The organism is Empedobacter sp. UBA2044 (genome assembly GCF_002333005.1).
Lineage (GTDB): Bacteria > Bacteroidota > Bacteroidia > Flavobacteriales > Weeksellaceae > Empedobacter > Empedobacter falsenii_B.
The window spans coordinates 50,304-62,748 of record NZ_DDBA01000027.1 but is presented as its reverse complement, the minus strand read 5'-3'; the positions used below and the strand labels follow the sequence as shown (position 1 = coordinate 62,748).

At 33.7% G+C, this 12,445-nt stretch carries 11 protein-coding genes; 10 read left to right on the top strand and 1 reads right to left on the bottom strand.

Annotation, left to right across the window (positions count from 1 at the left end; genetic code table 11):
• Positions 1-32: 32 nt before the first annotated feature.
• Complete coding sequence (locus tag B4E59_RS04360) at positions 33-740, bottom strand: Crp/Fnr family transcriptional regulator (protein ID WP_125349884.1); 708 nt, start codon at positions 738-740, stop codon at positions 33-35.
• A gap of 75 nt (positions 741-815) precedes the next feature.
• Between B4E59_RS04360 and B4E59_RS04355 the strand changes: the two genes are divergently transcribed.
• The 10 genes from B4E59_RS04355 (at position 816) to B4E59_RS04310 (ending at position 12,440) form a co-directional block, all read left to right on the top strand.
• A complete protein-coding gene (locus B4E59_RS04355; protein WP_286487084.1) occupies positions 816-3,212 on the top strand; it encodes a heavy metal translocating P-type ATPase in 2,397 nt (798 codons plus the stop codon).
• Between the two features lie 79 nt (positions 3,213-3,291).
• Complete coding sequence (ccoS, locus tag B4E59_RS04350; protein ID WP_019974626.1) at positions 3,292-3,456, top strand: cbb3-type cytochrome oxidase assembly protein CcoS; 165 nt, start codon at positions 3,292-3,294, stop codon at positions 3,454-3,456.
• On the top strand, positions 3,456-5,723 hold the full coding sequence (ccoO, locus tag B4E59_RS04345; protein WP_180905302.1) for a cytochrome-c oxidase, cbb3-type subunit II: 2,268 nt from the start codon (positions 3,456-3,458) through the stop codon (positions 5,721-5,723). Before ccoS ends, ccoO begins: the two co-directional genes overlap by 1 nt.
• The gene (locus tag B4E59_RS04340) at positions 5,723-5,923 is read left to right on the top strand and encodes a cbb3-type cytochrome c oxidase subunit 3 (RefSeq protein ID WP_180905301.1); all 201 of its coding nucleotides are present in this window, start codon (positions 5,723-5,725) and stop codon (positions 5,921-5,923) included. Before ccoO ends, B4E59_RS04340 begins: the two co-directional genes overlap by 1 nt.
• The gene (locus tag B4E59_RS04335; RefSeq protein WP_180905300.1) at positions 5,920-6,867 is read left to right on the top strand and encodes a cbb3-type cytochrome c oxidase N-terminal domain-containing protein; all 948 of its coding nucleotides are present in this window, start codon (positions 5,920-5,922) and stop codon (positions 6,865-6,867) included. Before B4E59_RS04340 ends, B4E59_RS04335 begins: the two co-directional genes overlap by 4 nt.
• A gap of 103 nt (positions 6,868-6,970) precedes the next feature.
• Positions 6,971-8,452, top strand: coding sequence for a cytochrome c oxidase accessory protein CcoG (ccoG, locus tag B4E59_RS04330; RefSeq protein ID WP_291051662.1), 1,482 nt, complete (start codon positions 6,971-6,973; stop codon positions 8,450-8,452).
• A gap of 4 nt (positions 8,453-8,456) precedes the next feature.
• Positions 8,457-8,900: a FixH family protein gene (locus B4E59_RS04325; RefSeq protein WP_291051659.1), complete on the top strand. Its 444-nt coding sequence runs from the start codon at positions 8,457-8,459 to the stop codon at positions 8,898-8,900.
• Positions 8,885-9,601, top strand: a complete 717-nt coding sequence (locus B4E59_RS04320; protein ID WP_286487080.1) for a sulfite exporter TauE/SafE family protein — start codon at positions 8,885-8,887, stop codon at positions 9,599-9,601. Before B4E59_RS04325 ends, B4E59_RS04320 begins: the two co-directional genes overlap by 16 nt.
• A 71-nt stretch (positions 9,602-9,672) precedes the next feature.
• Complete coding sequence (locus B4E59_RS04315; RefSeq protein WP_291051653.1) at positions 9,673-10,809, top strand: helix-turn-helix domain-containing protein; 1,137 nt, start codon at positions 9,673-9,675, stop codon at positions 10,807-10,809.
• Positions 10,810-10,934: 125 nt separating this feature from the next.
• On the top strand, positions 10,935-12,440 hold the full coding sequence (locus B4E59_RS04310) for a serine hydrolase (protein WP_291051650.1): 1,506 nt from the start codon (positions 10,935-10,937) through the stop codon (positions 12,438-12,440).
• The last annotated feature ends 5 nt before the right edge of the window (positions 12,441-12,445 follow it).

Genomic DNA, 12,445 nt, shown 5'->3' with positions numbered 1-12,445 from the left:
ATTTTTTCAGGACGTTACACAAGAATAAATTCTTACAAAATAACATGACCTAATTTAGTCAATTTTTGATGATCTAAAACTTTGATTTTTCTTCCTTCAACTTCGATTAATTCATCAGTTTTGAATTCGGAAATCAAACGAATTGCAGATTCTGTTGCTGTTCCAATCAAATTTGCCATTTCTTCGCGTGTCAACGAAATGTTGATAAATCCGTCTTTGTCTGTTCCTAATTTTCCTTCTAATAAAATTAAAACTTCAGCCAAACGTTCGCGAACTGTTTTTTGTGCTAAATAAGTAATTGTTCTTGCATATTCTCCCAAATCTTTTGCAATTCTTTGTAAAATATTGAAAGCTAATTTTGGATTAACTTCTAATAATTTTAAGAAGAATTTTTCTGGAATATAATATATTTCAACTGGCGTCATTGCAGTTGCAGATGCACCAAAAACTTCTTGACTTAAGATTGAGCGATAACCGATAATGTCACCTTCGTTGATAAAACGTAGAATTTGCTCTTTTCCATTAAAACCAATTTTGAACAACTTAGCAGTTCCTTTCATGACGCAATATATACCTTTTGGTGTATGACCTTCTTGTATAATTTCGTCTCCTTTTTTTAGGTTGATGATTTTCTTTTCTTGCTCAAACTCCAATAATTCTTCCTTACTAAAAACCCCGAAAGACTCTGGGTTATCAAACATCGCTTTAATCGATACTACATTCTCATTAAACTCTGACATATCTTGTTGTTATGACTTAATTCATACAAAGTTAACGTTAATTCTGATAAAAGGAAAGTAATTTTGTAAAATAGTATGGAAGAGAATTGTTTTCACTGTGGTCAACGGATTGAAGAAGAGGTTATTCAGTTCGATGAAAAGGATTTTTGTTGTCAGGGTTGTAAAACGGTTTACGAGATTTTAAACGTAAATAATCTAAAAGATTATTACGACCTTAATCGTAATGCAGGTTTGCGTCCTGATGGAAAAAGTAATCATCAATTTGATTTCTTAAACACAAAAGAAATCTTTGATAAAGTTGTCGATTTTTCAGATGACGGCGTTACAGTTGTCTCCTTTTACGTGCCTGTAATGCACTGTACTTCGTGTGTTTGGTTGTTAGAAAGTTTGGATACGATTAATCCAAATATTATATCTTCTAATGTCAATTTTACGCAAAAAACTGTTCAGATTACGTATCGTGATGCGGATTTGAAATTAGGTGATTTGGCAAGATTTATTACAAATTTAGGCTACAAACCTTCGATTAATCTAAAAACATTAGACAAAAAGAAAAAAAGCAAAGTCGATCGTTCTTTGGTGAGCAAATTGGTAATTGCAGGATTCTGTTTTGGGAATATTATGCTTTTATCGTTTCCAGAATATGTCGAAGTTTTTGGTAATGTAAAAGAACAATGGTTAGATCAAAACAAAGGATATTTCCGTTGGACAATGTTCGCGTTATCGTTGCCTGTTTTCTTTTATTCATCTACCGATTATTTTGTTTCGGCTTGGCAAGGTCTGAAAAATAAATATATCAATATCGATGTGCCAATTGCGTTAGGAATTATCGTGATTATGTTCAAATCGACTTATGATATCATTTTTGATATTTCGCCAGGTTACTTTGATACATTAGCGATGCTTTTATTTTTGATGTTGACAGGTAAATGGTTTCAGCAACAAACAATGCAAGCATTGGCATTTGATCGAGATTACAAATCGTTTTATCCAATTGCAGTTGCAAAACTAGAAAATGGTTATGAACAACCAATTTTGTTGGCTGATTTGAAAAAAGGTGATCGAATTTTAATTAGAAATGAAGAAATTATTCCAGCCGATGCTATTTTGATGAAAGGTGAAGCGATGATTGATAACTCGTTTGTGACGGGAGAATCTCGTTTGATTCAGAAAAAAGCTGGAGATAAAATATTTGCTGGTGGAAAACAATCTGGTCATGCAATTGAGTTGGAAATTATTTCGGATGTTAATCAAAGTTATTTAACCCAATTATGGAACAATGATGCTTTCCAGAAAGAAGAATCTGAGTTGAATGCTTTGACGAATAAAATCAGTCATTATTTCACATTAATCATCCTTATTATTACAGCAATTTCTGCTGTTTATTGGTATTTCCACGATTCTTCAAAAATATTAGAAGTTGTTACATCAATCTTAATTATCGCTTGTCCTTGTGCGTTAGGTTTATCGTCTCCGTTTATTTTGGGACACATGATGCGTATTTTTGGTAATAAGAAATTCTATGTAAAAAATACATCGACAGTCGAAAGAATGGAGAAAATTACAGATGTAGTTTTTGATAAAACGGGTACAATTACGGAAAGTGATGAAGCGCAAGTGCAATACGAAGGGAAAGAACTTTCTGAGTATCAAAAGCAATTGGTGAAAGCATTGATTAGAAACTCTAATCACCCGTTAAGTCGTACGTTATATAAGAAGTTGACAGTTGATGATCATTTACCGATTTCTAATTACGAAGAGATTGTAGGTAAAGGTCAGCAAGCTGATGTAGATGGACATCAAATAAAAGTTGGTTCGAGAAGTTTTACGAATGCTATTTTTAATGAAAATACTTTAAATCAATCTCAAGTATTTATATCAATTAATGAAGAAGTTTTTGGTAAATTTGTTTACACCAATCGATATAGAAAAGGTTTAGATCGTTTATTGAAAGAATTGGATGCTTATCAGTTACACGTTTTGTCTGGGGATAATGATTCTGAAAAAGAATATTTAGAAACTATTTTTCCAACCAATGCAAAATTGATTTTTAATCAATCGCCAACTGATAAGTTAGAATACATCAAACAATTGGAACAAGATGGGAAGAAAGTGATGATGCTTGGAGATGGATTGAATGACGCTGGAGCTTTGAAACAAAGTACAGTAGGGATTTCTATTTCTGAGGATATTAACAGTTTTTCACCTTCGTGCGATGGAATTTTGGATGCAAAAAGTTTTTCGGCAATTCCAAATTTTTTGAAGTTATCGAAGACCACGATGAAATTTGTAAAAATTGCTTTTTTCATCAGTTTCTTGTATAATATTGTTGGACTTAGTTTTGCTGTTTCTGGTTATTTACAGCCAGTTGTAGCGGCTATATTAATGCCAATAAGTTCTATCTCAGTGTTAATTTTTGCAACGGCAAGTACCCGAATTGCGGATAAATTAACAAAATGGAATTTAGATTGATTTTAAATTAGAGTTATACATACTGCTCTGACCAAAATCATTGTGATAAGAACTTAGGGCTTTGTAATTTTGTGGAGCTATGGGGATATTATTATTAATGATATTAGTTAGTGTCTCTTTGGGGGCAATTTTCCTTCTTTTATTCTTTTTAGGGTACAAGAAAGGGCAGTTTGACGAAGACGAATCTCCAGCGGTGAGAATGTTAAAAGATGATAAAAAAACACAAGATAAAATCGACTCATAATGCAAATGCAGACTTTTAGTTACGACAATAAGATCGTAAAGTATTTCCTTTATGCCACATTGTTTTGGGCAGTTATGGCATTTTTCTTTGGAGTATTGGTTGCAACTTTGTTGTTTTTTCCTACGTTACCAGAATACATCTTCGGATCGGATGATGGAACAATTGGAGGAAACATTCAAGGACTAATCAATTCGCAAGGAAAACTTGGTTTTGGTAGATTAAGAATGATTCACACAACATTTGCGGTATTCGCCTTTGTTGGGAACTCTTTCTTTACTGGAGCTTATTATTCAATGCAAAGGTTGTTGAAAACCAGAATGTACAGCGATGTTTTAAGCTGGATCGTTTTCTGGGGATGGCAATTATTTATTGTATTATCATTTGTAACATTTATCTTAGGATACAACACTTCTAAAGAGTATGCTGAGCATGAATGGCCAATTGATATTTTAATCGCGTTAGTTTGGGTATTGTTTGGAGCACAAATGTTCTTAACGATTGCTAAGCGTCGTGTACGTCACTTGTACGTTGCAATTTGGTTCTATATCGGAACTTGGGCAGCAATTACAATGTTACACGTGTTTAACAATTTAGAAATCCCAGTAACATTTAGTTTAACAGCTCCAAAATCGTACTCTTTATATTCTGGAGTTCAAGATGCGTTAGTACAATGGTGGTACGGGCACAACGCCGTAGCATTCTTCTTAACGACACCTATCTTAGGATTAATGTATTACTTTGTACCAAAAGCAGCTAATAGACCTGTATTCTCATACAAATTATCTATTATCCACTTTTGGTCATTAATCTTCATTTATATTTGGGCTGGTCCTCACCACTTGCTTTATACAGCATTACCAGGTTGGGCGCAAGCTTTAGGAACAGGTTTCTCTATCATGTTAATCGCTCCATCTTGGGGAGGTATGTTAAATGGTTTATTAACATTACGTGGTGCATGGGATAAAGTAAGAGAAAATCCTATTTTGAAATTCTTCGTAGTTGCCTTAACTTGTTATGGTATGGCTACTTTTGAAGGTCCAATGTTAGCAACAAAAACATTAAATAAAATTGGTCACTTTACAGACTGGGTTCCTGCTCACGTACACGTAGGTACTTTAGGATGGAATGGATTTATCGCTTTTGGTATGATCTATTACTTAGCACCAAAATTATTCAATACAAAATTAGCATCTGTAAAGATGGCTAACGCTCACTTCTGGATTGGTACTTTCGGTATCTTATTCTGGGTAATTCCTATGTATGTTGCAGGATGGACACAAGGTTTAATGTGGAAACAATTTGCAGCAGACGGAACATTAGAATATGGTAACTTCTTACAAACAGTTACTATTCTTAAAAAATGGTTATATCCATTACGTGCATTTGGTGGAACATTATATTTATTAGGATCAATCTTAATGATTATCAATGTTTGGAAAACTGTAAAATCTGGACACTTTGTTGCAAACGAGGAAGCAGAGGCACCAGCTTTAGCACCAAAAGCTTCTACACGTGCACAAGGAGAAGGTGTTCACTCTTGGATTGAGAGAACTCCATTAGTAATGACAATTGGAGCAGTATTAACTTTAGCTGTTGGTGGTTTAGTAGAGATTGTTCCTACAATCGTAGTAAAATCGAACGTACCTACAATCGCAAGTATCAAACCTTATACTCCGTTAGAATTAGAAGGACGTGATTTATATATTCGTGAAGGATGTAATGCTTGTCATACGCAAATGGTTCGTCCATTCCGTGACGAAGTAAAACGTTATGGTGAATACTCTAAAGCAGGAGAATTTGTTTACGATCACCCATTCTTATGGGGTTCTAAAAGAACTGGTCCAGACTTACACCGCGAAGGAGGTAAAAACCCAGATGCTTGGCATTACAAACACATGTGGAATCCACGTTCTACATCAGATGGTTCTATCATGCCACGTTACCCTTGGTTAATTGACAATAAATTAGACCGTGAGTTAACGCGTGATAAAATGAAATCAATGGTTGCATTAGGTGTTCCTTATCAACAAGAAGATTTTGACAGTATGCAAGTTTCTATGAACAAACAAGCTTTAGCAATCGAGCAAACTATCTTTAAAGATGCGTCTGACTTGAAAGAGTTATATGCGAAAAAAGAAGCAGAAGCTAAACAACAAGGTAAAGAGTTTGTTCCGTTAAGAGATCGTGAGATTACAGCGTTAATCGCATATTTACAACGTTTAGGAACAGATATCAAAGCTGAACAAGTAGAGACAGCAAGTAACTAATGTTAAAATATTATAAAGAATTCCTTTCTCAGTATGAGTATGCATCTTTATTGCAGACATTAATCCTAATAGGATTTATAGCAGTCTTTGTGACGATTTTTGTTAAGGTTATGAAAAAACCAAAAGAGTTTTACAAAGACAGCGAGTCAGCAGCTTTAGATTTAGAACCAGAAGAGAACGAAAAAAATAATACAAAATGAGACAACGTACCCCGGCTTATATATTTATTCCATTAACGCTATTAGCAGTAATCTTAGCGTTTACAATGGTGACGCCAGTAGATGTGGTGCCAGAACCAGGTTTTCAAGGAATGATGCACAATTTATTGGAGCACTTGAAACATGTGTTTGCACAAGGAATTTTCTGGGCAGTATTAGCAGTTGCAATCGTGATGCTTTTAATCATCAATGCTTTAAACAAAGTTGTTGAAGCAGAGAAATTTAAAAGATTATCTGAAGAAGAACAAGCTAAATATTTAGAAGATGGTAAAATCGGTTACTTCAAAAGATTGTTCAGTAGTGCTGGTAAAAAACAATCAGACGAAGAAGAAGAATCTATTATCTTAGATCACGGTTTTGACGGAATCAAAGAGTTAGACAACGCTTTACCACAATGGTGGTTATCATTATTCTACTTTGGTGTAGTATTTATGGTAGTTTACGTAATGGCATATAGCTTCACTGACTTTGCTCACATGGACAAAGAATACGAAGAAGAAATGGTTTACAAAGATGCGCAAGATAGTATTTGGGCAGTTGCAAATGATATTGATATCACAGGAGCTGTAAACAAATCTAACGATCCTGCAATCGTAGAACAAGGTAAAAAAATCTTTGAGCAAAACTGTACACAATGTCACATGGAAGGTGGTAAAGGAGGTATTGGACCAAACTTAACTGATGATTACTGGGTGAATCATGTAGAAGATAGTTTGTTCAAAAATATCTATCACATTGTTTATAATGGATCTCCTCACAATCCTCAAATGCGTGCATTTGGTCAACGTAAAGAGTTATCTGGATTAGCAATTGAGAAAGTAGCTTCTTATGTTTATTACATCAACCAAAAAGAACCTACGAAAACAGTTGCAGAAGGTGCAGCTGCTCCTCAAGGTGACTTAATGGAAGCATGGAAACAAAAGTAATTCATTAAATAATTACAACAAATATCATATTGAAAGAGAGCTTATTTATAAGCTCTCTTTTCTTTTTTAGTCGTAAATTTGTATACATTTAAAATTCACTAAAATGAGTGTTCAAAATTCTGACCCAAAAGATGAATTTAATTTAGACGATTATTTGGATGATAACAACCAAATGAAAGAAGATGTTCGTAGTTCCATTGGAACCATGGAGCGAACTGGAGAACGTAAATGGGTTTATCCTAAAAAGCCAAAAGGTAAGTTTACAAACTATAGGACGTATGTAAGTTATGTATTGTTAGCAATATTAATCTTAACGCCTTTCTTTAAATTACCTAATGGAAATCCATTATTCAAATTTGATGTTTTGCACAGCCAATTCATCTTATTCGGATTTCCGTTCTTTACATCCGATTTCTTCCTTTTAGCTTTAGGAATGATTACGACAATTATTTTCATCGTATTATTCACCATGGCTTATGGTCGTTTGTTCTGCGGATGGGTATGTCCGCAAACAATTTTCTTGGAAATGGTTTTCCGAAAAATAGAATACGCCATAGAAGGAGATAGAGCAAAACAAATTAGATTAGATAAGCAAGATTGGGACGAAGAAAAAATTCGTAAAAAATTATTGAAATGGACCATCTTCGCTATCATTTCATTTATTATTGCTAATGTTTTCTTAGCATATATTATTGGTGCTGACGCTTTATACGCAGTTATAAAAGAAGGACCAGCCGAAAATGTAGGAACATTGGTTGGATTAGTTTTCTTCTCAGCAATGTTTTATTTCGTATTCGCATGGTTTCGCGAACAAGCGTGTACATTGGTTTGTCCTTACGGACGTTTCCAAGGAGTATTAATTGATTCGCATACAATCAATGTAACATACGATTTCAAACGTGGTGAAGGAACAGCTGGTCGTGCAAAATTCAAAAAGAATGAAGATCGTAAAGCAGAAGGAAAAGGAGATTGTATTGACTGTGGTCAATGTGTTGTTGTTTGTCCTACTGGAATTGATATTCGTAACGGAATCCAATTAGAATGTGTTAACTGTACAGCTTGTATTGATGCATGTGACGAAGTAATGGAAAAAGTCGGTTTACCAACAGGATTGATTCGTTATGCTTCGGAAGATGATATCAAACGTGGCGAAAAATTCAAATTCACAAAACGATTAGCTGCTTATACATTTGCTTTATTATTATTAATTGGAGCAATGACAGCTTTCTTGTTCTCTCGTTCTGATGTAGAATCTAAATACCTTAAAGTTCCTGGAACAGATTACAAAGTAGAAGGTAAATATTACGTTAATCAATTCGAGTATACATTGTACAATAAAACAAATGCAGACCAAATTGTAACTGTTCAATTGCTATCTCACAAAAACTCAAAAGTAGAAATGTACGAAGGCGAAAATAAATTGGACATGGAAAAAGGTCAAATCATCCAAGGGAAATTCTTCTTGAAAATTCCAATGGATGAAGTTAAATCGTACAAAGAAAAAGTCGTGATTGGATTAGTCAATCAAAAAGGAAAAGTAATCGATAAATACGAAACGAGCTTCTCAGCTCCATTCAAATATTAATCATATGAAGTTAAATTGGGGACATTATGTAGCAATTGCTTTGGGATGTTTTATGATATTCATTCTATCGTTGTTATATTTTGCAGGAGATACAGGCGGAATGGTAACCGAGGATTATTACGAAAAAGAAATTCATTTTCAGGATGAAATAAATGCTGAAAAACGTGCAAATGCTTTGGAAGAAAAGCCAGAAGTCATTGTACAAGCAAATGGATTTTTATTTCAATTTCCAGCGACTACTGCTGCCGATTTTAAAGGAGATATTTTTTTGATGCGTAATGATGACGAAACAAAAGATGTCAAAATGCCGATTAAATTATCTGATAAAAAGAATTTTTTAGTACCATCTGTTAAGTTAATTGATGGAGAATACGAATTAACTTTAAGCTGGAAAGAAAATAATCAAACTTATTTGATTAAAAAGTCCATTCGATGGATTTCACAATAGTTATCATAGCATTATCCATAGGTCTTACATCGTCCCTGCATTGCGTGGGGATGTGCGGACCTATTGCTTTATCTTTGGGATTAGAATCTCAAAACAAACTAAAATTTACACTTCGTAATTTGACTTATCAATTAGGACGTGTAACCACTTATACAATTTTAGGTGCAATTTTAGGATTGATTGGTGAATCATTTTCATTTGTTGGATTACAAAATTATCTAAGTATTTTGATTGGAGTTTTGATGATTATTATGGTCATGATTCCAAAATTTTACGAAAATGGTGCTACGCAACTTCGTCCTGTAAACGCCTTGATGGTAAAAGTAAAACTCTCTCTTGGTAAATTCTTAATCAAGAAAGATTCTTCCTCTCTTTATATAGTTGGTGTATTAAACGGACTTTTACCTTGCGGAATGGTTTACGCTTCACTTACAGCAGCCATTGGTTTAGGATCTGTTTACAAAAGTGCGATGTTTATGTTCTTCTTCGGACTTGGAACTTTGCCTCTGATGTTTGCAACCGTTTTATTTGGTAATTTTTTATCAGTGAAACAGCGTCAAACGATCTTGAAAATCTTACCAATTATCACACTTATTTTGGGTGTATTATTTATCCTTCGTGGATTAGAATTAAACATACCTTTTATCTCACCAGCCAAAGAAGCACTTCAGCTAAATGGAATGGATGAGCATTGTATGTAGATTTTATTGAATAAATGTATTTTCTCAAAGATGTGAAAAAATATTACATTTGATTTTGTATTCAAAACAAAATGGACAACTTCACATTTAAAGAAATAGCTGCTTTTATAGGGATTTTCCTTGTACTTGTCCTTGCCTTATTTTTGGTTACGGTGAAAACCAAGCACAAACTTTCCAACTGTTTATTGGCGTTTTTCCTTTTTACGACTGCTGCGGATGGTTTGAAGTTTTTGATGCGGGATTTCCCTATCAATTACATCAATCTAGAAGCTTTTCGTTGGAGTTTTAATTTTATCTTTCAGGCATCATTTTATTTCTACGTTTGTTCGGTTTGTTTTACAAAATTTCATTTAAAAGCAAAACATTTATGGCATACCATTCCGTTTATTGCGTTCAACTTGTATATGGCGTACGGGATTTATTTTCAAGATAAAGCAGCAAAAATTAGTTTTATCAATGGACTTAAAGAATCGCCGATAATGATTTTTTTTCATATTCTTTTTGAAGTTCTATTTCAGGCTTATTTCATTGCTTCATTTTTGGCGATTAGAAAAGCTAAAACGGTCTATCTCGAGAATTATACCAACCCCAATATTTCCATTTTCAATACGCTTTATAAAATTAGCATTCTGTATTATGTTGTACATTTTTTAGTATTGACACGATGGGTAGTTACTTTTATTTTGGGAAATGTAGAATTGAGGGAATGGATTGTTATGCTTGATAGCGTTTCTTTTTTTATCTGTACCTGTTGGTATCTATTAGTAGCATTAAACAATCCAGATTTTTTCCGTAGAGTGAATTCGGATTTAAAACCGATTAAAGAAGTCGTTTCCGAAGAAAAACCGAGTCCCGAAATTAATGAGGAGAAAAATGCCGCAATCGAATCTTTAAAAGATTTTATGCTTAAAAACGAGCCTTATTTGGATTCGTCTTTAACAATTCAGAATTTGGCGGAGCAAGTCAAGATGCCCGTGAAAGATTTATCGGCTTTGATTAATCTATATATGAACAAACATTTTTTTGATTTTATTAATGAATACCGAATCGAAAAAGCCAAAGAAATTTTAAGAGATCCATCTAAAAAAGACGTGACAATTTTAGAGGTCCTTTATGAAGTAGGTTTTAATTCCAAATCATCATTTAGTACTTCATTCAAAAAATATACGGGTACAACGCCGACTGATTTTAGGAAAAACGCGAATTAATTGTTACTACTTTCAGGAAAATGAGTTCGACTTTTTTTAGTCGGTCGTGTATTAAAGCATTTTGACGCAGTTTTGCAGAAAAATAATTATTATTGAATATGAATCACAATCAAATGGTTTCACTTATGAAAAATGCAATCCTTTTCCTATTTCTGATTTTTTCAAGCTTTACCTATGCTCAAAATGTCAACGAAAAAATCAAATCTTTAGAGAATAATTTAAATGCTTGGGACAAGACTAAAACTAAAAAAACGACTTTAAAAGAGCGAATGGATTTTTACGAAGTCAATGCAGTAAGTATTGCTGTCGTTAAAAATTACAAGATTGAATGGGTAAAGGCCTATGGTTTTGCGGATGTCTCTGAGAGAAGACCAACGACTTCAAAAACGTTGTTTCAAGCAGCATCGATTAGTAAATCGTTTAACAGTTTGGGCGTTCTAAAGTTGGTTGAAGCTAAAAAATTAAATCTGGATCAGGATATTAATACCTTTTTAAAAACATGGAAATTTCCTTACGATTCGATTTCAAAAGGAAAAAAAATCAACATCGCACAATTGTTAAGTCATACGGCTGGACTTTCTGTCAGCGGTTTTGGTGGTTATGAAAAAGGACAAGCTTTACCGACGATTACGCAAATTTTGGATGGCGAAAAACCTGCAAATTCTAATGCCGTTCGTTCTATTTTTGAGCCTGGTCTCAAGTTTCAATATTCAGGCGGTGGCACGACTGTTTCTCAATTAATTGTTGAAAATGTAACTAGCGAAAAATATGCAGATTATATGCTAAAAAATGTTTTGCAACCTTTGGGAATGAAGCAAAGTTCCTTCAATCAACCGCCATCGTCGGACAAGCAAAATCTTTTAGCGACGGGTTACAATGGAAAGGTAGAAGTTGTTGGTAAATACCATATTTATCCCGAACAAGCTGCTGCTGGTTTGTGGACAAATCCGACAGATTTGGCAAAATACATCATCGAAACTCAACTGTCTTTACAAGGGAAATCCAATAAAATTCTTTCAAAAGAAATGTCAATTAAAAGGCTTGATAACAATTTAGGTGTATTTGTTCAAGATTATAATGGTACAAAATACTTTGGTCACAGCGGTGGAAATGATGGATTTGTTTGTCACTACATTGGAAGTTTGGAAGATGGAAACGGCGTTGTTGTGATGACCAACGGTAGAAACATGCAGCTAATCAATGAAATTGTTTCAAATATTGCTTATCAAAATCATTGGAGAAATTATCCATTTGAACCCATAAAGGAATCTATTTCGTTAACAATTAAAAAAATCGCCAATCAAGACATTGATAAAGGCATTGAACTTTACAAAAAATTGAAGTTAACCAATCCAAACGATTACAATTTTTCGAATGCAAGCGAACTGAATACTTTGGGTTACGAATTTTTAAGAAATAACAAAATTGATGAAGCTATCAAGATTTTCAGTTTGAATATTAATCAATTTCCTGATTTAGCAAATGCGTACGATAGCCGTGCTGAAGCTTATTTTGATAAAAAAGATTTCGCAGCATCAAAAGCTGATTATCAAAAAGTATTGCAGTTGGAACCGGCCAATCAAAACGCAAAAGAAATGCTTTCAAAAATTGAAAAAGAATCGAAGAAATAGACAAT

What these genes read in the sequence shown, in the direction of transcription:
- B4E59_RS04315 (WP_291051653.1), top strand. Translation starts at nt 9,673, where the DNA reads ATGGACAACTTCACATTTAAAGAAATAGCTGCTTTTATAGGGATTTTC.
- B4E59_RS04320 (WP_286487080.1), top strand. Translation starts at nt 8,885, where the DNA reads ATGGATTTCACAATAGTTATCATAGCATTATCCATAGGTCTTACATCG.
- ccoO (WP_180905302.1), top strand. Translation starts at nt 3,456, where the DNA reads ATGCAAATGCAGACTTTTAGTTACGACAATAAGATCGTAAAGTATTTC.
- B4E59_RS04310 (WP_291051650.1), top strand. Translation starts at nt 10,935, where the DNA reads ATGAAAAATGCAATCCTTTTCCTATTTCTGATTTTTTCAAGCTTTACC.
- B4E59_RS04325 (WP_291051659.1), top strand. Translation starts at nt 8,457, where the DNA reads ATGAAGTTAAATTGGGGACATTATGTAGCAATTGCTTTGGGATGTTTT.
- B4E59_RS04355 (WP_286487084.1), top strand. Translation starts at nt 816, where the DNA reads ATGGAAGAGAATTGTTTTCACTGTGGTCAACGGATTGAAGAAGAGGTT.
- B4E59_RS04340 (WP_180905301.1), top strand. Translation starts at nt 5,723, where the DNA reads ATGTTAAAATATTATAAAGAATTCCTTTCTCAGTATGAGTATGCATCT.
- B4E59_RS04360 (WP_125349884.1), bottom strand. Translation starts at nt 740, where the DNA reads ATGTCAGAGTTTAATGAGAATGTAGTATCGATTAAAGCGATGTTTGAT.
- ccoG (WP_291051662.1), top strand. Translation starts at nt 6,971, where the DNA reads ATGAGTGTTCAAAATTCTGACCCAAAAGATGAATTTAATTTAGACGAT.
- ccoS (WP_019974626.1), top strand. Translation starts at nt 3,292, where the DNA reads ATGGGGATATTATTATTAATGATATTAGTTAGTGTCTCTTTGGGGGCA.
- B4E59_RS04335 (WP_180905300.1), top strand. Translation starts at nt 5,920, where the DNA reads ATGAGACAACGTACCCCGGCTTATATATTTATTCCATTAACGCTATTA.